The organism is Micromonospora sp. NPDC047074, from assembly GCF_040643815.1.
In the GTDB taxonomy this organism is placed as follows: domain Bacteria; phylum Actinomycetota; class Actinomycetes; order Mycobacteriales; family Micromonosporaceae; genus Micromonospora.
On the sequence record NZ_JBEYVB010000004.1, the window covers coordinates 274,393 to 299,346 of the forward strand.

Here is a 24,954-nt window from a genome sequence, read left to right on the forward strand (position 1 = left end):
CTTCAGCTCCTCCTTGGGTGCTCAATCGGCAGAAAACCCGCTCGACGTACCGAGCGGCTCAGCGTCGCCAGGGCGGCGAGCAGGACCATCCAGACGGCCATCGACCACGCGGAGCGCGTCGGCCCGATCGCCTCCAGCAGGTAGCCCCCGACCAGGGAACCGAGCGCGACCGCGCCGTTGGCCAGCAGGCTGACCGCGCTGAGCACCCGGCCCTGGATGTGGTCGGGGGTGAGGGCCATCTGGTGCCCGGCGACCGCCACGTTCCAGATCGGCCCCACGAACCACATCAGGGCGTACGCGGCACCGATCAGGAACCGGTCGTCGGTGACCGCGATGACGACGGTCATCAGCGCCCACACCCAGTTCGCGGCGACCACGAGCGTGCGCATCGGGAACCGCCCGGCGCACCAGGTCGCCACCAGCGATCCGAGCACCCCGCTGGTGCCGGCCACGCCGAGCAGCAGGCCGATGGCCGCCGGGGGCGCCCCGGCGGTCTCGAACGCCACGATGATGACCAGGAACAGGACGCGGAACACCAGGTTGCTGCCGGCGACCAGCAGGGTGGCCGTCCGCAGGAACGGCTGCCCCCACAACCACCGCAGCCCCCGCGTGAGTTCGGCGGCCAGTTTCCCGGGACGCGTGTCGGGGGCGGTCGCGTCGCCCGGTGCGGCCTGGAAGTCGCGGCGGATGAACAGCAGCGTCAGCAGGGAGACCAGATAGGAGACGGTGTCCAGCACGAACGGCCAGATCCGCCCCAGCCCGAACAGCGCGCCGCCGAGCGGGGTACCGGCCATCACCGCGGCCCGCTCACGGGCCTCGTTGCGGGACAGCGCCGTGGTCACCTGGCTCGGGTGCACCACGTTCGGGATCGCGGCGCCGGCCGCCAGCTCGTACCCGACCGACAGCGTCCCCTCGACGAAACCGACGGCCAGCACGTGCCACAGGTGCAGCTCGTCGACGGCGATCGCCGCCACGACGCTGCCCACGCCCAGCGCGCGCAGCAGGTCGCACCAGATCATCACCCGTTTGCGGTCCCACCGGTCCACCAGCGCCCCGGCCGGCAACTGGAACAGCAGCGTCGGCAGCAGCGCCACGAAACCGGCCAGCCCGGCGGCACCCGGCGAGCCGGTCAGCGCCAGCACCAGCAGCGGGTACGCCACCACCGACGCGGTCGAGCCGAGCATGGAGACCGCCGACCCGCTCCACAGCAGCAGGAAGTCCCGGTTGCGGTGCAGCGGCGGGATCCGCTCCCCGGCGACCGGATCGTCGACCCGGCTCACCGGTCACCACCGATCCGGCGGTGACCGGCGGGGCGTGCGCGCCCGGTCACCGGGCGGCCCGCCGGGCGGCGATGTCGGCCAGCCGGGGCCGGGCGGTCAGCCTGGGGACCGCCGGCTGGTCGTCCAGCTTCGGGTAGTCGGGCAGCGCCCCGACCAGCCGGGCGACCGTGGGATGGTCGAACAGGGCCCGGACCGGCACGTCGACGCGGAGCAGGGTACGCAGCCGGACCGCGACCCGGGTGGCCAGCAGCGAGTGCCCGCCGACCTGGAAGAAGTTCTCGTGCACCCCCACCTCGTCGGTGCCGAGCACCTCGCCCCACACCTGCGCGACCGTCCGCTCGTCACCGGTGCGCGGCGCCACCCGCACGGGTTCCCGCCGCCCGCCGGCACCGGGTCGCGGCACCGGTAGGGCGTTGCGGTCGACCTTGCCGGTGGGGGTGAGCGGAAGGGCGTCCAGCGGCACGTAGGCGGCCGGGCACATGTAGTCCGGCAGGGTACGGAGCAGGAACTCGCGGAGTTGCGCGTCGCCCGGTACGGGGTGCCGCTCCCCGCCGACCAGGTACGCGACCAGCTCCTGCTCCCCGCCGTACCGCTGCGGGTGCACCACGGCGGCCCGGACGTGCTCGTGGGCCAGCAGCGCCGCCTCGATCTCGGCCGGTTCGATCCGGTGCCCCCGGATCTTCACCTGGTGGTCGACCCGGCCGAGGATCTCCAGGTGCCCGTCGGCGTGCCAGCGGGCCAGGTCACCGGTGCGGTACATGCGGGCACCCGGCAGCGCGGAGTGCGGGTCGGGAACGAACTTCTCCGCGGTGAGCGCGGGCCGGGCCCGGTAGCCCCAGGCCACCCCGTCCCCGCCGATGTGGATCTCACCGGGGACGCCGACCGGTACCGGCTCCAGCCGCTCGTCCAGGATGTGGAGCCCGGCGTTCGGGGCCATGCCGAAGTCGACGGGGCGGCCGTCCGGGCCCAACCGGGTCGTGGTGGACCAGACCGTGGTCTCGGTCGGCCCGTAGATGTCCCACACCGTGGCCCCGGTCGAGGCGAGCCGGACCGCCAGCTCGGCCGGCAGCTTCTCGCCGCCGCAGAGGACTGTCGCACCGGCCGGTGCGGACCAGCCGGAGTCCAACAGCATCCGGTACGTGACCGGGGTGGCCTGGAGCACCGCCGGCCGGGCGGCGCCGATCAGCTCGGCCATCCGCTGCGGGTCCCGGGTCTGCTCCGCGTCGGCCACCACCACCCGGCCGCCGACCAGCAGCGGCAGGTACAGCTCCAGCACCGAGGGGTCGAACGACACGGTGGTCAGCCCGACCACGGTGGCGCCCGCCGGCAGACCCGGCCGGTGCCGCATCGCGGCGAGGAAGTTGCCCAGCCCCCGGTGGTTGATCATCACGCCCTTCGGGGCGCCGGTCGAACCCGAGGTGTAGATGACGTACGCCAGGTCGTCGGCGGACGGCCGGTCGGTCAGCCGCCGTTCCGGACGGGTGGCGATCGCCGCCCGCTCGGCGTCCAGCAGCACCGTCCGGATTCCGGCGGTGTCCAGCCGCCCGGCCAGCGCGGTCTCGGTCACCACCACCTGCGCACCGGCGTCGGCCAGCATGAAGGCGGTCCGCTGTGCCGGGTAGTCGGGGTCCAGCGGCAGGTACGCGCCACCGGTGGCCAGCACCGCGAGGAACGCCACGACCAGGTCCGCGCTCCGGTTCAGGTGCACCCCGACCAGGGTTCCCGGCCCGACGCCCAGCTCCCGCAGGTGGTGGGCGAGGCGGTTGGTCCGGCGGTCCAGCTCGGCGTAGCTGAGCACGTCGTCGCCGAAGACCACCGCGTCCGCGTCCGGGGTGGCCGCCACCTGCCGGGCGACCAGCTCGGGCAGCGTCCCGTCCGGGACCGGCAGCGGTCCGCCGGCGCCGAGGCCGAGCAGGACGCGCCGGTCGGCCTCCGGCAGCCCGACCCGGCGCGGGTCACCCGTCGGGTCGGCGACCATCGCCTCCAGCACCCGCCGGTAGGTCCGGGTGAGCAGGTCCAGGTGGCCGTCGGAGATCCGGTCGGTGCCGGCCTCGATGATCAGCTGCCCGGGCTCGCTGGACACCGAGAGGCCGAACTCGTTCGGGGTGGTGTCGGTGATCGCCGAGCGGTCGATGCCGTCCAGGTCGAGCACGTGCATGTCGGTGTAGTTGAAGAAGACGTCCACCAGGGGCCGCTGGTTGCCCCACTCGCGTTGCATCGCCGGCAGCGGGTAGTGCCGGTGCGGCCAGAGCGCGACCTCCCCGGCGAAGACCAGGCGGGCCTGCGCGGCCCAGCTCGACGCGGTCAGCTCCACGGCGTACGGCACGGTGTTGAGGAACATCCCCCGCACCTGGTCGCCGTCGGTCAGCTCGGGCCGCCCGTTGCAGACCAGCCCGCTGTGGAAGCGCCGCTGCCCGGTCACGATGCCCAGCACGGTCAGGTGCGCGGTGAACAGCAGGCTCTTCAGCGGCACGTCCGCCGTCCGGGCCAGCTCCCGCAGTCCCGGCACCAGGTCGGCGAAGGGCAACCGCACCGCCCGGTACCGGGCGCCCGTACCCGCCCACGCCGCCGGGACGGTGAGCCGCTCGTGGGTGCGCGTCCGGGACGCCCAGAACTCCCGGTCGACCCCGGCGGCCACCGCCCGCCGCTCCAGGGCCACCGCGTCGGCGAACCGGACGGCCGGCACCGGGGCGGGGTGCGGATCCTGCCCGTCGCGGATCCGGCGGTAGTACGCCAGCAGCTCCGGGACCAGCGAGTTCTGGCTCCAGCCGTCCAGGATGGCGTGGCTGTAGCTGACCAGCAGCCGCCACCGGTCGTCGGCGAGTTGGTAGGCGTGCAGCCGCAGCAGCGACGGCGTACCCAGGTCGAAGCGGTCCCGCCGCTCGTCGGCGACCAGCCGGGCCACCGTGCTCTCCACCTCCGCGGCCGGCACGCCCCGCAGGTCGGTGTGGCCGACCCGGATCTCCGCGGTCGGGTGGATCAGCTGGAGCGGTTCGCCGTACCCGGTCAGGTCGATCGAGGCCCGCAGGATCTCGTGCCGGACGGCGAGCAACTGGGCGGCGGCGTGCAGGGCGGGCAGCGAGAACGCGTCGCCCTCGATCGGGTAGCAGAGACTGTTCAGGTAGAGGTCGCCGGTCGGGTCCGCGAGCATCTCGTACGCCATGCCGGCCTGCACCATCGACAGCGGGTACGCGTCGAGGACGCCCTCGGGCAGCCGGGCCCGGTCCTCCTCGGAGATCAACGCGAACCGGTCCACCAGGCGGGTGGCCCCGGTCGGCAGCCCGCCCTCCCGGGCGTCGACGGCCTCGGCGAGTTCGGCGACCGTCCGGTACCGGAAGAGGTCCGTGACGGTGAGGTCGAGCCCCTGGTCGCGGAGGCTCCCGACGACCCGGATGGCCCGGATGCTGTCGCCGCCGATGTCGAAGAAGCGGTCGTGGATGCCGATCGGCCGGCCGTGCTCGGCGAGGGCCTGGGCGTAGGCGGTGGCGATCAGGTGCTGGGTGGGGGTGCCGGGCGGGGTGTGGTCGCTGCCGGGCGTGGCGGGGGCGTCAGGCGGGGGGAGGGCGTTGCGGTCGATCTTTCCGCTGCTGGTGAGGGGCAGCTCGGTGAGGGTGGTCCAGTGGGTGGGGACCATGTACTCGGGCAGGTGGGCGCGGAGGTGGGCGCGCAGCGTGTCGGGGTCGACGGGGTGGCCGTCGGCGGCGACGAGGTAGGCGACGAGCTGCCGGTCGTCGCCGGGGCCGTGCGGGTGGACGACGGCGGTGTGGACGCCGGGGTGGTCGGCGAGGGTGGCTTCGATCTCGCCGAGTTCGATGCGGTTGCCCCGGATCTTGACCTGGTGGTCGAGGCGACCGAGGTATTCGATCGTGCCGTCCGGGCGCCACCGGGCCTGGTCGCCCGTGCGGTAGGCGCGTCGGCCGCCGTCGGTGGGGATGAAGCGTTCGGCGGTACGGGCGGGCTGGCGGTGGTAGCCGCGGGCGAGCTGCACGCCGGTGAGGAGGAGTTCTCCGGGGACGCCGACCGGGACCGGGTTGTGCCAGGGGTCGTGGATGTGGGCGCCGGTGTTGGCGATGGGGCTGCCGATGGTGACGGCGTGCCCGGGGCGGACGGGGGTGGCGGTGACGTCGACGGCGGCCTCGGTGGGGCCGTACAGGTTGTGCAGCTCGACGTCGAGGTGGGCGTGCACGGCGGTGGCGAGGTCGTCGGGCAGGGCCTCGCCGGAGCAGACGACGCGTCGCAGGTGGGGCAGGGCCGTGCGGGTGGTGGCGAGGTAGGTGGTGAAGGCGCGGAGCATGGAGGGAACGAAGTGGACGGTGGTGATGCGACGCCGGTCGATGGTCTCGGCGAGGTAGGTGGGGTCGCGGTGCCCGTCGGGGCGGGCCATGACGAGGGCGGCGCCGGTGGTCAGGGGCCAGAAGAACTCCCAGACGCTGACGTCGAAGGTGTGCGGGGTCTTCTGCAGGATCCGGTCGGTGTGGTCGAGCCGGTAGGTGTCCTGCATCCAGCGGAGCCGGTTGACGATGGCGCGGTGGTCGACGAGGACGCCCTTGGGGCGGCCGGTGGAGCCCGAGGTGTAGATCAGGTAGGCGGGGTTGCGGTCGTCGGTGGTGACGTCGGGTCGCCCGGTGGGTTCGCCGGTGAGGGTCGGGTCGTCGAGGTGGACCCGTGGGCCGGCGTGCCAGTCGTGCTGGTCGGGGGTGTCGACCAGGGTGACGGGGTCGCCGGCGTCGGCGAGCATCCAGCGCAGCCGCTCGACGGGGTGGGTGGGGTCGAGCGGCAGGTAGGCGGCGCCGGTCTTGAGCACGGCGACGAGGGCCACGGCGAGCGCGACGCGGCGTCGCGCGCTGACGGCGACGATCTGTTCGGGGCCGGCGCCGAGGGCGATCAGCCGGTGGGCGAGCTGGTTGGCGCGGGCGTCGAGCTCGGCGTACGTCAGCTCGTGCTGGTCGTCGACCACGGCGACCGCGTCGGGGGTGGCGTCCGCCTGCGCCTCGACCAGCCGGTGCAGCAGGGTGTGGCGGGGATAGTCGACGGCGGTGTCGTTCCAGGCCGTGAGCTGGGCGGTCTCGGGGTCGGTGAGCATGGGCAGCCGGGTGACCGGGGTGCCCGGGTCGGCGGCGACGGCCGTCAACAACCGCCGGTAGTGCCCGGCCAACCGTTCGACGGTCGCGCCGTCGAACAGCGCCGTCGCGTACTCGACGACGGCGGAGAAGGAGCCGTCCGCCTCCTCGGTCACCTGCATGGTCAGGTCGAACTTGGCGGTGTGCCAGAGCGTCGGCACCTGCCGCGCGTGCAGCCCCGCCCCGGCGAAGTCGGCCGCCGTGGCGTTCTGCATCACGAACATGGTCTGGAACAGCGGGTTGCGGGACAGGTCCCGCTCGGGGGCCAGCGCGTCGACGATCCGCTCGAACGGCACGTCCTGGTGGGACTGGGCGTCCAGCACCGCCTCCCGGACCCGGGCCAGCACCTCGACGAAGGTCGGCTCGCCGGACAGGTCGGTCCGCAGCACCAGCGTGTTGACGAAGTAGCCGATCAGGTCCTGGACCTCGGGGCGGGTACGCCCGGCGACCGGGGTGCCCACCGCGATGTCGGTCTGCCCGGTGTAGCGGGCCAGCAGCACCTGGAAGACGGCCAGCAGCACCATGAACGGGGTCGCCCGGTGCCGCCGCCCGATCGAGGCGAGGGCGCGACCGAGGTCGGCCGGCACGGGAAACGGCAGCGTCGCGCCCCGGGGGTCCTGCACCGGCGGGCGGGGCCGGTCGGTCGGCAGCTCCAGCGGCACGAGGCCGGCCAGCCGGTCGCGCCAGTGGTCGAGCTGCGCGGTCAGGCCGGCCACCCGGTCCCGCTGCCGCACCGCGAAGTCCGCGTACTGGATCGGCGGCGGGGCGAGCGGGGACGGCTCGCCGGCTGCCAGCGCCGGGTAGAGCGCGCCGAGTTCCCGGGCCAGTACGCCGACCGACCAGCCGTCGAACGCGATGTGGTGGGCGAGCAGCACCAGCACGTGCTCGTCCTCGGCGAACCGGACCAGCCCGACCCGCAGCGGTGCGTCCCGGCCCAGGTCGAACGGGACGCTCGCCTCGTCCCGGATCAGCTCGTCCAGCCGCTCCTGCCGCTTCGACGGGGCGCACCCCGTCAGGTCGACGACCGGCAGCTCGACCGGCTCGGCCGGGCCGACCACCTGGCTCGGCCGGCCGTCCACGACCTGGTAGCGGGTCCGCAGCACCTCGTGTCGCCGGACCACCTCCCGCCAGGCGGCACGCAGGGCCTCCGGGTTCAGCGGGCCGGTCAACCGCCAGCTGAACGGCACGACGTACTCCGCGCCGCCCGGCCGGATCTGGTCGAGCAGCCACACTCCCTGCTGGGGATAGGACAGCGGCAGCGGACCGTCCGGTCGTCGCGGCGCGCTCGGGGTGACCGGCGACCGGTCCGGGGCCCGCCCGGCCAGCAGCGCCTCCAGCAGCGCCCGACGACGGGCGTCGTCCGGGGGCGGGGTGCCGGTGGCGGGGACGGACGGGGACTGACCCTCGGGAGTCTTCACGCCTTGCCCACCTGTGCCAACATCGTCTCCAGTTCGGACTCGGACATCCCCGCCACCCGCTCCTCGACGGCCTGCTGGAGCACCGCCGCCAGCTCCGCCACGGTCGGTGCCTCGAAGACCGCACCGACCGGCAGGTCGACCGGGAACCGTTCGTGCAACATCGCGACGACCTGCGTGGCGAGCAGCGAGTGGCCGCCGAGGTCGAAGAAGTCGTCGTGTGTCCCGCAGCCGTCGATGCCCAGCACCTCGGCCCACACCTCGGCGACGGCCTGTTCGGTGGGGGTACGCGCGGCCGTCGTCGGCCCGTCGGTCACCGGGCCGGCCGGGGCGGGCTCGGGCAACCGCCGGCGGTCGATCTTCCCGCTGGCGGTCAGGGGCAGGTCGTCGAGGACCACCCAGCTCCGCGGGACCATGTGATCCGGAAGCCGCTCGGCCAGGTACGCGCGAACCGCCCGGTCGTCGATCGGCTCCGGGCCGGCCGGCAGCAGGTAGCCGACGAGCTGCGGGCCGCCGACCGCGTTGTGGTGCACGTCCACCACGGCGGCGCGGACGGCGGGATGCTGGCCGAGCACCGTCTCGATCTCGCCCAGCTCGATCCGGAAGCCCCTGATCTTCACCTGGTGGTCCCGCCGGCCCAGGTACTCGATGCTGCCGTCCGGCAGGTACCGGGCCCGGTCGCCGGTGCGGTACATGCGCTGTCCGGGCCGGTCGGCGAGCGGGTCGGGGACGAAGCCGGTGGCGGTCAGCGCCGGCCGGCCGAGATAGCCCCGGGCGAGCTGGATCCCGGCGAGCACCAGCTCCCCGGGCTGACCGATGGGCACCGGCCGCAGCTCGTCGTCCACGATGTACGTGCGGGTGTTGGCCACCGGCCGGCCGATGGTCACCGCCTCGCCGGGCCGGCAGCGGGTGCTGGTCACCTCGACCGCCGCCTCGGTCGGTCCGTACAGGTTGAACACCTCGCAGTCGAGCCGGTCGTGCGTCGCGGACACGAGGTCCGCGGGGAGCGCCTCGCCGCTGCACAGCACCTGCCGGATCGACGGCAGGCTGGTCCGGCCGGCGGGCAGCACGTCCAGGAAGGCGCGCAGCATCGACGGCACGAACCGGATCGAGGTGACCCCCCGTTCGGCCACCACCCGGGCCAGGTACGCCGGATCGCGGTGCCCGCCGGGACGGGCCATCACCAGGGTCGCCCCGGTGGTCAGCGGGGAGAACAGCTCACACACCGAGACGTCGAAGCCGAACGGCGTCTTCTGCAGCACCACGCCGCCGTCGGCGCCCCGGGCGTCCGGCATCCAGCGCACCCGGTTGACGATCGACCGGTGCTCCACGACCACGCCCTTGGGGCGGCCGGTGGACCCGGAGGTGTAGATGACGTAGGCGGCGTTGCCCGGACCCACGACCGGCTCCGGGTCGCCGTCCGGCAGCCCCCGGTGCTCGCCGTCCACGTGGATCGGGGCGCCGGTGGCGGCGGCCAGCGGGGCGTGGTCGACGCCCGGGCCGGTGACGACGGTCGCCGCCTGCGAGTCGGTGAGCAGGAAGCGGATCCGGTCCGCCGGCTGCTCCGGGTCCACCGGCAGGTAGGCGCCGCCCGCCTTGAGCACCCCCAGCAGCGCCACCACCAGGTCGACCCCCCGGTGCAGGCACACGCCCACCACCGACTCCGCACCCACCCCGGCTGCCCGCAGCCGGTGGGCGAGCCGGTTGGCCTCGCGGTTCAGCTCCGCGTAGCGGACGGTCCGCTCGTCGGACACCACGGCGATCGCGTCCGGGGTACGCCGCACCTGCGCCTCGACCAGCTCGTGCAGGCACGGGTCGGTCGGGTACCCGACCTCGGTGTCGTTCCACTCCGTCGGGACCCGGTGCCCGTCGGCCGCGGTCAGCTTCGCCATGGCGGTCACGACTACCGGCCCGCCGCCTGCTCCATGCGCTTGCGCAGGCTGAGCGGGCGCATGTCGGTCCACACCTCGTCGATCCGCTGCAGGCACTCCTCGCGCGTGCCCTCGGTGCCCTCCGCGCGCCACCCCAGTGGCAGCTCCCGGTCACCCAGCCAGATCGAGTACTGCTCCTCGTCGTTCACCACGACCCGGTACGCGCGTTCGTCGGTGCTCTCGTCGGACATGCCGGCTCCTCCTTGCGAAAGGGCAGCCGTGTCGTACGACACGACACTGGTCCCACTGCCGGTCACACCCTGCCGGGACGCCGATCACCGGACGTAGAGAAGAACCGGCAGAAAAAGGCGTACGAGCCTTGCCGGGGATTCTCTTTCTGCCCCGTTGCCCAGCGGCGAGGCTGGGCCGTGCCGCGAAACCGGTAGCCCCGCGGCCGACAGGAGAAGCGATGAGTACGCCCCGGATGACGGTGCCACCGCTGCCGTGCGGGTCGGCCGAGAACGCGCTTCCGTACGTCCTGAGCGCCGGCACGCCGGGGGAGCCGATCGGCACCCGGCTGGCCGTCGACCGGTCCGCGATCCGGAACCGGCTGCGCGAGCACGGGGCGGTGCTGCTGCGGGGGTTCGACATCGGCGGCGTGGACGGCTTCGCGGGAGCGGTCCGGACGCTCTCCGGGGAGCCGCTGGACTACGCCGAACGGTCGTCCCCCCGCAGCACCATCAAAGGGCAGGTCTACACCTCGACGGACTTCCCGCCGGCCGAGGAGATCTTCCTGCACAACGAGAACTCCTACCAGGCCGACTGGCCCCTGACGCTGTACTTCTTCTGCCTGCGGGCGCCGGCCACCATGGGAGCCACCCCGCTCGCCGACACCCGCCTGGTGTGCCAGGCCATCGACCCGGCGGTGCGCGCCGAGTTCGTCGCCCGGGGCTGGCTGGTGGTGCGCAACTTCCACGAGGGCTTCGGCGTGCCCTGGCAGCAGGCGTTCAACACCGACGACCGGGACGAGGTGGCGCGCTACTGCGCCCGCAGCGGCATCGAGGTGGAGTGGACCGGCTCCGGGCTGCGTACCCGCGCCCGCCGGGCCGCCCTGCACCGGCACCCGGGGACCGGTGAGCTGCTCTGGTTCAACCACGTGACCTTCTTCCACGTGACCACGCTGGCCGAGGAGGTCTGCGCCGGGCTGCGGGAGTTGTTCGACGAGACCGACCTGCCCACGAACACCTACTACGGCGACGGCGGGCGGATCCCGGACGACGTGGTGGCCCACCTGCGGGACTGCTACCGGGCGGCCCAGCGCCGTTTCGACTGGCAGCGCGACGACGTCCTGGTGGTGGACAACATGCTCGCCGCGCACGCCCGGGAACCGTTCACCGGCGACCGGAGGATCGCCGTGGCGATGGCCGAGCCGTACCGCGCGGCGCTCGCGGCGGCCGGCAGCGCCCCGGGCTGACCGTCGTCGGTGTGCCGGAGGGCCCTCCCGCACACCCGGCCGACGGGCGGCCGACGCGCACACATCCCGGCGGCGGCAGCGCCGTCCACCCGGCAACGGCAACTCCCCACGGCATCGCGGCGATGCCCGGCTGGACACGGAGGCGAGAAGACCCATGGCAGACGGCGACAGCCGGTACGTCGGCACCGGCGGGGCGGTGCCACCCGACCACGAGGACGGCTACGCCGTGTCGTCGGCGCAGGAGCAGCTCTGGTTCGTCGACCAACTGCGCTCCGGCGCCAGCGAGTATCTCCTGCACCAGGCGGTACGGGTGCGCGGCCCGCTCGACACCACGGCGTTGGGGGCGGCGCTGACCGAGATCGGCGCGCGACACGAGATCCTGCGGACCCGGTACGACACGGTGGACGGACGTGCCGTGCAGGTGATCGACCCGCCCGGCCCGGTCGACGCCGACCTCGTCGACCTGCGCGACGCGCCGGCCGGCGACCGGGACCGCCGCCTCGACGAGGCGGTGGCGGCGACCCTCGACGCCCCGTTCGACCTGCGCAAGGACGTGCCGCTGCGGGTCCGGCTGATCCGCTGCGCGGCCGACGACCACGTCCTGCTGTTCGTGGTGCACCACATCGCCTTCGACGGCTGGTCCTGGGGTGTCCTAGCCCGGGAACTGCACACCCTCTACGGCGCGTTCGTCACCGGCCGGCCCGACCCGCTGCCGCCGCTGCCCGTCCAGTACGCGGACTTCGCCGCCTGGCAGCGCGAGACCTGGCTGGCCGGCCCGCACGTCGACGCCCAGGTCGGCTACTGGCGGGAGCGGTTGTCCGGGCTCGGCCCGCTGGACCTGCCGACCGACCGGCCCCGGCCCGCCAACTGGCAGGCCGCCGGCGACGGCCTCACCTTCACCGTGCCGGCGGACCTGGCGGCCGACCTGACCCGGCTCGGCGCGGACCGGGGCGCCACCCCGTTCATGGTCTTCCTCGCCGCCTTCCAGCTCCTGCTCGGCCGGTACGCCGGCCAGACCGACGTGGCGGTCGGGGTGTCGGTGGCGGGGCGGCACGAGGTCGAGCTGGAGGGCCTGATCGGGCTCTTCGTCAACACCGTCGTGCTGCGGGCCGACCTGGCCGGCCCGGCGTCCTTCCTCGACCTGCTCGACCAGGTCCGGGCGACCACTCTGGACGCCTACGACCACCAGGAGGTGCCGTTCGACCGGATCGTCGCCGAGCTGGCCCCGGAGCGGGACCTGTCCCGCAACCCGCTGTTCCAGGTGGGCTTCGGGCTGCACAACGCCGACCGGGCCCCCTTCGCCCTGCCCGGGCTGACCGTCACCGAGCAGCCCACCTCGTGGACGTCGTCCGCGTTCGACCTCTCCCTGCAACTGGTGGGGCAACCGGACGGCTCGTACCACGGGGAGGTGGTCTTCCCCACCGCGCTGTTCGACGCCGCCCGGGTGCGCCGGATGGTCGCCAACTACCTGTACCTGCTGGCGGTCGTCGTCGCCCGCCAGGCCCCGCTGGGCGAGCTGGACCTGCTGGCCCCCCGGGAGCGCCGGGAGGTGCTCGGCGGGTGGAGCCGGGGCGCCGACCGGGCCGCCGGCCCGTTGCTGCCGGAGCTGTTCCTCGCCCAGGCGGTGGCGACCCCCGACGCGACCGCGCTGGTCGCCGACGACGGCACCGAGGTCGGCTACGCCGAGCTGGCCGGGCGCGCCCGGGCGCTCGCCGCGCGCCTGCACACCGCCGGCGTCCGTGTCGGCACCCCGGTCGGGGTCGCGGTGCACCGTGGACCGGACCTGGTGACCGCGCTGCTCGGGGTGCTGCTCGCCGGTGGCGTCTACGTACCCCTCGCCCCCGACCAGCCGGTCGACCGGCTGGCGTTCATGGCGGCCGACGCCGGGGTGTCGGTGCTGGTCACCGAACCGGCCCTGCGGCACCTGCTGCCGGGCTGCGCCGCCCCGGTGGTGCTCGTCGGCGCCGGCCACGACACCGGGGCCGGTCACGGCGACGGCACCGCACCCGCGTCGCTGCCGGCCACCGATCCCGACGCCGCCGCCTACGTCATGTACACCTCCGGATCGACCGGCCGGCCCAAGGGCGTCGTGATCACCCATGCCGGCATCCGCAACCGGGTGCTGTGGTCGGTCGAGCAGTACCGGCTCACCGCCGCCGACCGGGTGCTGCAGAAGACCGCCCTCGGCTTCGACGCCTCCATGTGGGAGTTCCTGGCCCCGCTGGTGAGTGGCGGCGCGGTCGTGCTGGCCGCCCCGGACGCCCACCGCGACCCCGGCGCGATGCTGCGGGCGCTGCGGGCGCACGACGTCACGGTGCTGCAACTGGTGCCGTCCGTGCTGCGGGTGCTGCTGCACGAGACCGACCTGTCCGGCTGCGCCGCGCTGCGGCTGGTCTGCTCCGCGGGGGAGCCGTTGCCGGCGGCGCTCTGCGAGCAGCTCCGCGCCCTGCTGCCCGTGGAGATCTGGAACACCTACGGTCCCACCGAGTGCGCGATCGACGCGACGGCCTGGCGGTACCGGGGCGACGAGGAGACCGAGGTCGTCCCGATCGGCACGCCGCTGCCCGGCTGCACCGTCCTGGTCCTCGACGCCGGCGACCGGCCGGTACCGGTCGGGGTGGCCGGCCAACTCTGCCTCGGCGGGGTCGGCGTGGCCCGGGGCTACCTGGGTCGGCCCGGCCTGACCGGGGAGAAGTTCACCCCCAACCCGTACGGACGCACGCCGGGGGAGCGGCTGTACCGCACCGGCGACCTGGCCCGGTGGCGCGACGACGGCAGCCTGGAGTACCTGGGCCGCCTCGACAACCAGGTCAAGCTGCACGGCGTACGCATCGAGCCGGGCGAGGTCGAGGCGGCCCTGCGGGGGCACCCGAGCGTCGACGCGGCGGTGGTGACCCTGCACCGGCCGCCGTCGGGTGACGCCGAGCTGGTCGCGTACGTGGTCGCCGCCGCCGGTGCCCGGATCGATCCGGACGGACTGCGGGAGGCGCTCGCCGGCCGGCTGCCCGCCGCGCTGGTCCCGTCCACCCTGATCAGCCTGGACGCCCTTCCGCTGACCGCGAACGGCAAGCTGGACCGGGCGGCCCTGCCGGCGCCCGACGGCCCCCGCCCCGGTGCCGACCGGAGGTTCCTGCCGCCGGCCACCGACACCGAGCAGGCAGTCGCCGGGATCTGGGCCGATCTGCTCGGCGTCGAGCGGATCGCCCGGGACGACAACTTCTTCACCCTCGGCGGCCACTCCCTGCTCGCCATCCGGGGCGTGCTCCGGCTGCGCCGGGCGCTCGACGTGGAGCTGACCGTCGGGCATCTCTTCACCGCCCCCACCGTCGCCGAGCTCGCCGCCCTGATCGACGGGACCCGGCCCGGCGCCGGGCCCGCCGACGAGCCGGCCGGCGCGGCGATCCGGCCGGTGGCGCGGGACGGGGCGCTGCCGCTCTCCCTCGGCCAGCGCCGGATGTGGTTCCTGGACCAGCTCGAACCGGGCAGCCTCGAATACCTGATCCCGATCTCGATGCGGCTGACCGGCCCGTTCGACGTGACGGTGTTCCGGCGGGCACTGGACGAGGTGGTCGACCGGCACGAGATCCTGCGCACCCGCTACCACTCGGTCGACGGCGAGCCGGTGCAGGTCGTCGACCCGCCGGGACCGGTCGGGTGGGAGCTGATCGACCTCAGCGGCGCCCCGCACGTCGTCGACGGTGCCGAGGCGCTGCTGCGGGTCGCGGCCAGCCGGCCCTTCGACCTGGCCACCGAACGCCCGATCCGGGCCCAGGTGATCCGGGTCGCCGCCGACGAGCACCTGGTCGCGCTGACCCTGCACCACATCGCGTTCGACGTCTGGTCGATGGACATCTTCCTGCGCGAACTCGACACCCTCTACCGCACGTACGCGCGGGGCGGCGCGGCCGCCGCGCTGCCCGACCTGCCCGTGCAGTACGCGGACTTCGCGGCCTGGGAGGCGGCCCGCCAGGACAGCCCCGAACTGGACGCCCAGCTCGCCTACTGGTCCCGGCAACTGGCCGGGGCGACCCCGCTGGAGCTGCCCACCGACCGGCCCCGCCCGGTGTTGCGGGACCCGGCCGGTGACAACGTCGTCGTCGACGTGCCGACCGACGTCGGGCGGGCGCTGGCCGAGCTGGGCAACCGGGAGGGCGCCACCCTGTTCATGGTGCTGCTGGCGGCCTTCCAGGTCATGCTCGGCCGGTACGCCGGACAGCACGACGTGACCGTCGGCACCCCGGTCGCCGGTCGGACCCGGCAGGAGACCGAGGACCTGCTCGGCTTCTTCGTCAACAACCTGGTGATGCGCGCCGAACTGGTCGACGACCAGCCCTTCCCGGCTCTGCTCGACCAGGTACGCCGCACCGTGACGGACGCGTTCGGCAACCAGGACGTCGCCTTCGAGCGCCTGGTCGACGCGCTGCGGCCGGACCGGGACCTGTCCCGCAACCCGCTGTTCCAGGTGATGTTCGAGTTGCAACACCTGGAGCGGATGACCGCGACTCTCGGCCCGACCACCATCGCGCACGTCGACAGCGCGTACCCGGTGGCCAAGTTCGACCTCACCCTCTCCGTGGAGCAGCACCCGGACGGCCGGCTGCGCTGCTGGTTCGAGTACGCCACCGCGCTCTGGGACCGCCGCACGATCGAGCGGATGGCCGGGCACTACCTGCACCTGCTCGCCCAGGTGGCGACCGCGCCGGGCACCGCCCTGCGTGACCTGACCCTGCCCACCGACGCGGAACGGGCGCGCCTGACCGGGCCGTGGGCCGGCGAGCCGGCCGGACCGCTGGACGCCGCCGGTGCCGGCGTGGTGGAGCTGTTCAGCCGGCGGGTCCGGCAGCACCCGGACGTCGTGGCGGTCGAGTTCGACGGCCAGCGGCTGACCTTCGCCGAGCTGGACACCCGGGCCAACCGGCTCGCCCACCACCTGCGCGGACTCGGGGTACGCCCGGAGGTCCCGGTCGCGGTCTGCCTGGAACGCGGCCTGGAGGTGGTGGTCACGCTGCTCGCGGTGCTCAAGGCGGGTGGGGTGTACCTCCCGGTCGACCCGGACCATCCGGCCGAGCGGCTGCGCTTCATGCTCGCCGACGCCGGGGCGGCGGTGGTGGCCACCGTGGCACGCTTCGCCGACCGGGTCGCCGCCGAGGGGGTGGCCGTGGTCGCCGTGGACACCGACCGGGCGGTGGTCGCCGGCCGCGACGGCGCCACGCCGGACCCGTCGACCGGCCCGGACGACCTCGCCTACGTCATCTACACCTCGGGCTCCACCGGGCGGCCCAAGGGGGTGATGATCCCGCACGGCGCGTACGCCCACCACTGCGGCGTCATCGCCCGGGAGTACGACATCAACCCCGGCGACCGGGTGGTGCTGCTCTCCGCGCTCACCTTCGACGTGGCGATGGACAGCATGATGGCCACCCTGCTGGCCGGAGCGACCCTGGTGGTCAGCGACCCGCTCTTCTGGAGCCCGGCCGAGCTGCCGGACCGGCTCGCCCGGCACCGGGTCACCCACATGGAGATCACCCCCGCCTACTACCGGCAGGTGATGGACGCCCTGCCGGCCGGCGACGACCGGCTGCGGCACCTGAAGCTGATGAACGTCGGCAGCGACGTGGTCACCGTCGCCGACGCCCGGCGCTGGGCGGCCACCGGCCTGCCCGGCCGGTTCCTGGTCAACTACGGCCCGACCGAGGCGACCGTCACCTGCCTGCTGCACCCCGTCACCGGCGACCCGGCCGGCGAGCGGGCCGAGGCCGCCCTGCCGATCGGCCGCCCGGTCCCCGGCACCCGGGCCTACGTGGTCGACGAACACCTCAACCTGGTGCCGGTCGGGGTGCCCGGCGAGCTTCTGCTCGGCGGGGCACGGCTGGCCCGGGGCTACCTGGCCCGGCCCGGACTGACCGCCGACCGGTTCGTGCCCGACCCGTTCGGCGACGGGCCCGGCGGCCGGCTCTACCGCAGTGGCGACCTGGTCCGGCACCGCCCGGACGGGACGATCGAGTTCCTCGGCCGGATCGACCAGCAGGTCAAGATCCGCGGCTTCCGGATGGAACTCGGCGAGATCGAGTCGGCCCTGGCCGAGCACCCGGCGGTCCGCGCGGTCGCGGTGGTGGCCCGGGAGACCCAGCCGGGGGAGAAGGGCCTGGTCGCCTACCTGGTCGGCCGGGACGGCTCCCCGCCGGCGGTCGGTGAACTCCGGGCCCACCTGCGGGACCGGCTGCCGGACTACATGGTGCCGGCCCAGTGGATGGTGCTGGACGCACTGCCGCTGACCGCCAGCAAGAAGGTCGACCGCCGGGCGCTGCCCGCCCCGACCCCCGTCCGCGCCGACCCCGGCCGGGCGTACGAGGCGCCCCGTACCGCGCTGGAGGAGACCGTGGCCGACATCTGGGCCACCGTGCTGGAGGTCGACCGGGTCGGCGTCCACGACGACTTCTTCGACCTCGGCGGTCACTCGCTGCTCGCCACCCGGGTGCTCGCGCACCTGCGGCAGAGCTTCGACATCGACCTGCCGCTGCGCCTGCTGTTCGAGCAGACGACCGTGACCGACCTCGCCGGCGCGGTGCACACGGCCATCGAGAACGAGATCGCACGGCTTTCCGACGCCGAGGTGGCGGAACTGCTGATGGAGGGAAACCTGTGACCGCTAGCCACACCCCGAGCGCGTCCCTGCGACAGGAACTGCTGGAGCGGCGTCTGCGTGGTGCCGGTCAGTCCCGCCGCGCCGACACCATCGCCCCGGCGGCCCGTACCGGCCCGCTGCCGCTCTCCTTCGGGCAGCACCGGCTCTGGGTGCTCGACCAGTTGCAGCCCGGCGGCACCGGGTACCTGATGTCCGTCGGCCTGCGGCTGCGCGGCCCGCTGCGCGCCGACGCGCTGCGCCGGGCGTTGGCGGAGCTGGTCGCCCGGCACGAGATCCTGCGGACCCGGTACGTCGTGGTCGACGGCGAGCCGGCACAGGTCGTCGACCCGCCCGCCCCGGTCGAGGTGGCGGTGACCGACCTCGGCCACACCGACCAGGAGACGGCCCGGCAGCGCCTCACCGAGCTGCTCGGCGCGTCGGACCCGGTCGACCTGGCCGCCGGTCCGGCGGTGCGGGCCCGGCTGGTCCGGCTCGCCGAGGACGAGCACGCCCTGGTGCTCACCCTGCACCACATCTCCTCCGACGGCTGGTCGGAGGGGATCATCGTCCGCGAACTGGCGGCCCTGTACGACGCGTTCGTCGCCGACCGGCCCGCCCCGCTCGCCCCACTGCCGATCCAGTACGCGGACTTCGCGGTCTGGCAGCGGACCCGGCTCGCCGGGGACCGGCTGGACCGGCAGGTCGAGCACTGGCGGGACCGGCTGGCCGGGCTGACGCCACTGGAATTGCCGACCGACCGGCCCCGGCCGCCGGTGTGGAACCCGGACGGCGGTCTGGTCACCTTCACGGTGCCGGCCGCCGTCGCCGGCCGGCTGCGGGAACTGGGCCGGGCGTCGAACGCCACCCCGTTCATGGTGCTGCTGGCCGCGTTCCACGTCCTGCTGGCCCGCTACACCGGCCAGACCGACATCACGGTGGGCACCCCGGCCGCGGGCCGGGACCGGTTGGAGCTGCACGGCCTGGTCGGGCTCTTCCTCAACACGCTGGTGCTGCGGGCCGACCTGTCCGGCGAGCCGACCTTCGTCGAGGTGCTGGCCCGGGTCCGGGAGGCGGTGCTGGACGCCCAGTCCCACCAGGACGTGCCGTTCGAGCGGATCGTGGACGCGTTGTCCCCGGACCGGGACCTGTCCCGCAACCCGCTGTTCCAGACCATGTTCCTCTTCCAGGAGGGCGGGCCGGCGGGCTTCGACGCGGGCGGCCTGGTGGCCGAGGAGCTGTCCGCCGGCCCCACCACGGCGAAGTTCGACCTGACGCTCGGGCTGGTCGAGGAGGCGGACGGCTCCCTCTCCGGCGGGGTGGACTTCCCGACGGCGTTGTTCGACGGCACGACCGTGCAGCGGTTGGCCGGGCACTACCGGCAGTTGTTGACCGCCGTCGCAGGCGACCCGGCCACCCCGGTCACCCGGCTGCCCATGCTGACCGACGCCGAGACGGCCCAGCTCACGGCCTGGAACGACACCGCCGTCGACCATTCCGGCCCGGGCGCGACCCTGACCGGTCTGCTGGACGCGCAGGCGGCCCGCACCCCCGACGCGGTGGCGCTGCGCTTCGGCGGCGAGGAGCTGTCGTACCGCCGGTTGCACGCCGAGGCCGACGCCCTCGCGCGGCGCCTGCGCCAGGCCGGGGCCGGCCCGGATTCCGTCGTGGCCGTCTGCCTGCCCCGCGGCCTGGACCTGGTGCGGGCGCTGGTGGCGGTCCTGAAGGCCGGCGCCGCCTATCTGCCGTTGGACCCGGACCTGCCGGCGCGGCGCCGCGCCTTCATGGCGCGCGACTCCGGCGCCCAACTCGTGATCGACGAGGACTTCCTCGCCGCCGGGGAAGGCTCGCCTCCCGCCGGCGACCCGACGCCGTGCGAGGAGATCACGCCCGCGCACGCCGCCTATCTCATCTACACGTCCGGTTCGACCGGCCGGCCCAAGGGCGCCCTGATCGAGCACGGCGCGATCGTCAACCGGCTGCTGTGGATGCAGGACGCCTACCGGCTCGACGTCTCGGACCGGGTGCTGCAGAAGACGCCTGTCGGGTTCGACGTGTCGGTGTGGGAGTTCTTCTGGCCGCTGGTCACCGGCGCGACGCTGGTGCTCGCCCGCCCCGGCGGGCACCGCGACCCGGCGTACCTGGCCGACGTGATCCGGACGGAGGGGATCACCACCATCCACTTCGTACCGTCGATGCTGCGGGCCTTCCTGGCCGAGCCCGTCGGGGCGCTGCCGTCGCTGCGGCGGATGATCTGCAGCGGCGAGGCGCTGCCGCCCGACCTGGCCGAGCGGGTGCACGAGCGGATCGGCTGCGAGCTGCACAACCTGTACGGCCCCACGGAGACCGCTGTCGACGTCACCGCGACGCGGTGCGAGCCCGGCGAGCCGGTCACCATCGGCCGTCCGATCGCCAACACCACCGCCCACATCGTCGACGCCGCCGGGCAGCCCGTACCGGTCGGTGTGCCCGGTGAGCTGCTGATCGGTGGCGTGCAGCTCGCCCGGGGCTACCTCGGCCGGGCCGCGCTGACCGCCGAACGGTTCGTCCCCGACCCGTTCGCCGACGCGCCGGGGCGGCGCCTCTACCGCACCGGTGACCTGGTCCGCTACCGTCCCGACGGCAGCGTCGAGTACCTCGGCCGGATCGACCACCAGGTGAAGATCCGTGGTCAGCGCATCGAGTTCGGCGAGGTCGAGGCACTGCTGTACGAGGCTCCCGGCGTCACCGCGGCGGCGGTGGCCGTCCACGACGAACAGCTCGTCGGCTACCTCGTGGGGCCGGAGACCGTCGACCTGGTGCGCGCGTACCTGATCGACCGCCTGCCGGACGCGATGGTCCCGGCACGCTGGACGATCCTGCCCGCCCTGCCGCTGACGGCCAGCGGCAAGGTGGACCGCCGCGCCCTGCCGGCACCCGAAGCGGTGTCGGGCGGAGCGGGCGAGGGCTACGTCGCCCCCCGCGACGAGCTGGAGAAGCGGATAGCCGACGCGTTCGGCGCGGCGCTCGGCATCGACACGGTCGGGGTGACCGAGAGCTTCTTCCTGCTCGGGGGCGACTCGATGCGGGCGATCCGGATGGTGGGGCTGCTGCGCGCGGCCGGCCTCGCGGTGTCGGTCCAGGACCTGTTCACCCACCAGACCGTGGCCGACCTGGCGGGCGTGGTCGTCCCGGCCGGGCCGGCCGAGGACGCGGAGCCGACCGTCGGCCGGTTCGCGCTGGTGAGCGACGCGGACCGCGGCCGGCTGCCGGACGGGCTCGTCGACGCCTACCCGATCACCCAGAACCAGGCGGGCATGCTGTTCGAGATGCTGTCCGGCGGGGACCGGCCGGTCTACCGCAACGTCTCCTGCTACCGGATCAGCGACCAGTTGCCCTTCTCCCTGGACGCGCTGCGGGACGCCGGCCGGCTGCTCACGGACCGGCACGAGATCCTGCGTACGTCGTTCGACCTGTCCAGCTACTCCGAGCTGATGCAGCTCGTCCACGCGTCGGTCGACCTGCCGATCGGCTACGACGACCTGCGCGGGCTGCCGGGCGACGAGCAGGAGGAGGCGGTACGCGCGCACCTGCGCGCCGAACGCGTCCGGCCGTTCGACATCACCACCGCGCCGCTGCTGCGCTATCACGTGCACCAGCTCGGCGACTCCGAATGGTGCCTCACCCACTCGGAGAGCCACGCGATCCTCGACGGCTGGAGCCACACCTCCACCGTGGCCATGCTGATCTCGTTGTACCGGACCCTGTGCCGGGGCGAGCGGCCCGCCCTGCCGCCACCGCCGGCGGTGCGGTTCGCGGATCTCGTCGCCCGCGAGCGCACGGCCCTCGCCTCGGCGGCGGACCGCGACTTCTGGGCGGCGACCGTCACCGGATCGGACCGGCTCGAACTCCCGCCGGAGTGGGGCACCGAGTCGGACGCCCCGGCGAACATCGTCGAGGTGCCGTGGGCCGACCTGCGTCCCGGGCTGCGCCGGCTCTCCGCCGCCGCCGGCACCTCGCTGAAGAGTGTGCTGCACGCCGCGCACCTCAAGGTGATGAGCGTCGTCACCGGCCGGCAGCGGTTCTTCACCGGCCTGCTGTGCAACGGCCGGCCCGAGCGGCTGCGCGGCGACGAGGTGTTCGGCATGTACCTCAACACCGTGCCGTTCGCCGCCGACACCTCCGCCCGGACCTGGCGCGCTCTGGTCAAGACCGTCTTCGCCGGCGAGGCGCGGCTCTGGCCGCACCGCCGCTACCCGCTGCCGGCCATGCAACGCGAGTGGGGCAACGGCACGCCACTGCTGCGGGTCGGCTTCTCGTACCTGGACTTCCACGTGCTCGACGGCCCCGCCGAGTCGGTCGAGATGGTCGACGACTTCAGCCCGAGCAGCGTCGGGCTGGACGTGTGGACCTTCCCGGGAGCCCTGCGGCTGGGCGCCCGCCCCGCCGACATCGACCGGCAGTACCTCGAACTGCTGGCCCGGACCTACCGGCATGTGTTGGAGGCGATGGCCGCCGATCCCGACGGCGACACGGACGTCGGCCTGGGCGCCGCCGACCGGGCCTGGGCGGTCGAGGCGCACCAGCCCGTCGAGCGGTTCCCGGCGACGCCGTTCGTCCACGACCTGGTCGCCCAGCGCGCGGCCGCCGCGCCCGCCGCGGTGGCGGTGCGGCACGGCGACGCCACGCTCACCTACGGGGAGCTGGACGACCGGTCCGACCGGCTCGCCGCCCGACTGGGAGAACTGGGCGTCCGGGCGGACTCGGTCGTCGGCATCCACCTGCCCCGCCGGACCGACCTCATCGTCGCGATGCTGGCCGTCCTCAAGGCGGGCGGGGCGTACCTGCCCCTCGATCCCGCCTACCCCGCCGAGCGGATCGGCGACATGATCCGTGACGCGGCGCCCGTGGCCGTGCTGACCGACGCCGACCTGGCCCCGAGGCTGCCGCGCACGACCGTGACGGTGCTGGTCGCCGACCTCGCGAACGGCCGGTCCTCGGCGGCGTACCCACCGGCGGTGCCGCTGGGCGGGGACAACCTCGCCTACGTCATCTACACGTCGGGCTCCACGGGGCGGCCCAAGGGCGTCGCGGTCACCCACCGCAGCGTGCTCAACTTCTGCCACGCCCAGCGGCGGGTCCTGGCCGCGCACGCCGGGGACGAGGTGTTGCAGTTCGCCTCGCCCAGCTTCGACGCGTCGGTCTGGGAGATCCTGCTGGCCCTCGCCAACGGCGCGACGCTGGTGCTGCCCCCGCCCGACACCGACCCCGGTGACCTCCGCCGCCACGCGGCCGAACTCACCCACATGACCCTGCCGCCGCCGCTGCTGGACCGCCTCGACCCGGCCGCCTTCCCGCGCCTGCGGGTGCTCGTCACCGGCGGCGAGGCGTGCACGGCCGACCAGGCGGCGCGGTGGGCCGACCGGGTCCGCGTCCTGCACGCCTACGGGCCCACCGAGACCACAGTCGTCGCCACCATCGCGGAGCTGCGGGCCACCGACACGGCACCGCCGCCGATCGGCCTTCCGCTGGACAACGTGCGCGCCTACGTCGTCGACGAGGAACTGCGCCTGCTGCCCCCCGGCGTACGCGGGGAACTGATGCTCGGCGGGGCGGGCGTGGTACGCGGATACCTCAACCGGCCGGCCCTCACCGCCGAACGGTTCGTGCCGGACCCGTACGCGTCCCGGCCGGGCGAGCGCATGTACCGCACCGGCGACGTGGTCTCCCGTGACCCGGACGGCACCCTGCACTTCCACGGGCGCCGCGATCACCAGGTCAAGGTCCGCGGGTTCCGGATCGAGCTCGGCGAGATCGAGCACGCCCTCGCCGCCCACCCGGCGGTGGCCGCCGCGGTGGTCGCCGTGCACCGGGCCGGCACCCCGGACGCCTCGCTCGTCGCCTACACCCGCCCCGCGAACGGGACCCCGGCGTCCGCGGCGGCGCTGCGCGACCACCTGCGTGAGCGGTTGCCGCAGCACCTCGTCCCGCACCACTACCTGTCCGTGGACGACTTCGCGTACACGCGCAACGGCAAGGTCGACCGGGCGGCCCTTCCGGCGCCGGACGGCTCGCGGCCGGCGACCGACGTCGTGTACGTCGCGCCGCGCTCGGAGATCGAAGAGCACATCGCCACCGCCTGGAGCGAGGCGCTCGGCATCGAGCGGATCGGCGTGCACGACGACTTCTTCGAACTCGGCGGGCACTCGCTGGCGATGATGCGGCTGACCGCGACGCTGCGCAGCCGGCACGGCTACGAGCTGACGTTCGGCTCGTTCGTCGAACACCGCACCGTCGCCGGGCTGGCCGCGACCCTCCAGGACCCGTCGGCCGGGCCGGCCGGCGCGATGATGTGGCTGCGGCGCGACGGCGACGGCCGCCCCCCGCTGTTCTGCGTGCACCCCGGTGGCGGCAGCGCCCACTGGTACCTGCGCCTGGCGCCGCACCTGCACCCGGACCAGCCGGTGGCGGCGTTCGAATGGCCGGGCCCGCATCCGGAGGGGACGCCCACCACGGCGGAGATGGCGCGACGCTACGGCGACGAACTCCGCCGCGCCCAACCACACGGGCCGTACCGGCTGTTCAGCTGGTGCGGCGGCAGCGGCATCGCCAGCGAGATGGCGCACCGGCTGGTCGAGGACGGGCACGAGGTGAGGCTGATCCTGCTCGACCCGGGCCTGGACATCCACACCCGCGCCGACGCCTGGAGCGAGCTGGCCCTGATCCGCCGCCTCGAACTGCTGCTCCACGAGGTCAGCACCGGAGGTGACGAGGCCGACACGCCGGAACGCCGCCGGGAGATCCTCGAACTGCTCGAGCACCTCGTCGACGACGTGGACGAGGAGACCGGCGTCACGCTGCCCGAACGCGGCGTGGGGGACTCCTGGCCACGGCAGGTCCGGATCTGGCGCGAGGTCATGGAGGTGGACGTCGAGTACCACCACCGTCCGTGGCCGGGGCGGCTGGAACTGATCGTCAGCGACGAGCTCGCCGACGGCCAGCACGAGGTCACGTCCGGCCAGAGCTACCCGGACTATCTCGCGCGCTGGGAGGAGCTCTGCACCGGCGGCGTGCGGGTGCACCGGGTGCCGGGTGACCACTTCAGCGTCATCAAGCCGCCGCTCGTCACCGAGCTCGCCCGCGTCATCACCGACGTGCTCGACGCGGGCTGACCGCTGTCACGGATGCCGGCC

7 protein-coding genes are annotated in these 24,954 nt (G+C 74.2%); 3 read left to right on the forward strand and 4 right to left on the reverse strand.

Going from position 1 to position 24,954, the window contains the following annotated elements; translation table 11 throughout:
• Positions 1–2: 2 nt before the first annotated feature.
• From ABZ809_RS09810 to ABZ809_RS09825, 4 genes are read right to left on the reverse strand one after another with little or no spacing between them, the layout of a single operon-like run.
• Positions 3–1,280: an MFS transporter gene (locus ABZ809_RS09810; RefSeq protein WP_357562062.1), complete on the reverse strand. Its 1,278-nt coding sequence runs from the start codon at positions 1,278–1,280 to the stop codon at positions 3–5.
• Between the two features lie 46 nt (positions 1,281–1,326).
• Positions 1,327–7,818 (reverse strand): amino acid adenylation domain-containing protein, encoded by a 6,492-nt coding sequence (locus ABZ809_RS09815; RefSeq protein ID WP_357562063.1) that lies wholly within the window; start codon positions 7,816–7,818, stop codon positions 1,327–1,329.
• The gene (locus tag ABZ809_RS09820; RefSeq protein WP_357562064.1) at positions 7,815–9,707 is read right to left on the reverse strand and encodes an amino acid adenylation domain-containing protein; all 1,893 of its coding nucleotides are present in this window, start codon (positions 9,705–9,707) and stop codon (positions 7,815–7,817) included. The genes ABZ809_RS09815 and ABZ809_RS09820 overlap by 4 nt, the downstream gene beginning before the upstream one ends.
• An 11-nt stretch (positions 9,708–9,718) precedes the next feature.
• On the reverse strand, positions 9,719–9,937 hold the full coding sequence (locus ABZ809_RS09825; RefSeq protein WP_357562065.1) for an MbtH family NRPS accessory protein: 219 nt from the start codon (positions 9,935–9,937) through the stop codon (positions 9,719–9,721).
• A gap of 218 nt (positions 9,938–10,155) precedes the next feature.
• Here ABZ809_RS09825 and ABZ809_RS09830 point away from each other — a divergent pair, with 218 nt between their 5' ends.
• The 3 genes from ABZ809_RS09830 (at position 10,156) to ABZ809_RS09840 (ending at position 24,933) form a co-directional block, all read left to right on the forward strand.
• Positions 10,156–11,160: a TauD/TfdA family dioxygenase gene (locus tag ABZ809_RS09830; RefSeq protein WP_357562066.1), complete on the forward strand. Its 1,005-nt coding sequence runs from the start codon at positions 10,156–10,158 to the stop codon at positions 11,158–11,160.
• Between the two features lie 154 nt (positions 11,161–11,314).
• Positions 11,315–17,806 (forward strand): amino acid adenylation domain-containing protein, encoded by a 6,492-nt coding sequence (locus ABZ809_RS09835; protein WP_357562067.1) that lies wholly within the window; start codon positions 11,315–11,317, stop codon positions 17,804–17,806.
• Complete coding sequence (locus ABZ809_RS09840; RefSeq protein ID WP_357562068.1) at positions 17,803–24,933, forward strand: amino acid adenylation domain-containing protein; 7,131 nt, start codon at positions 17,803–17,805, stop codon at positions 24,931–24,933. Before ABZ809_RS09835 ends, ABZ809_RS09840 begins: the two co-directional genes overlap by 4 nt.
• Positions 24,934–24,954: the final 21 nt, after the last annotated feature.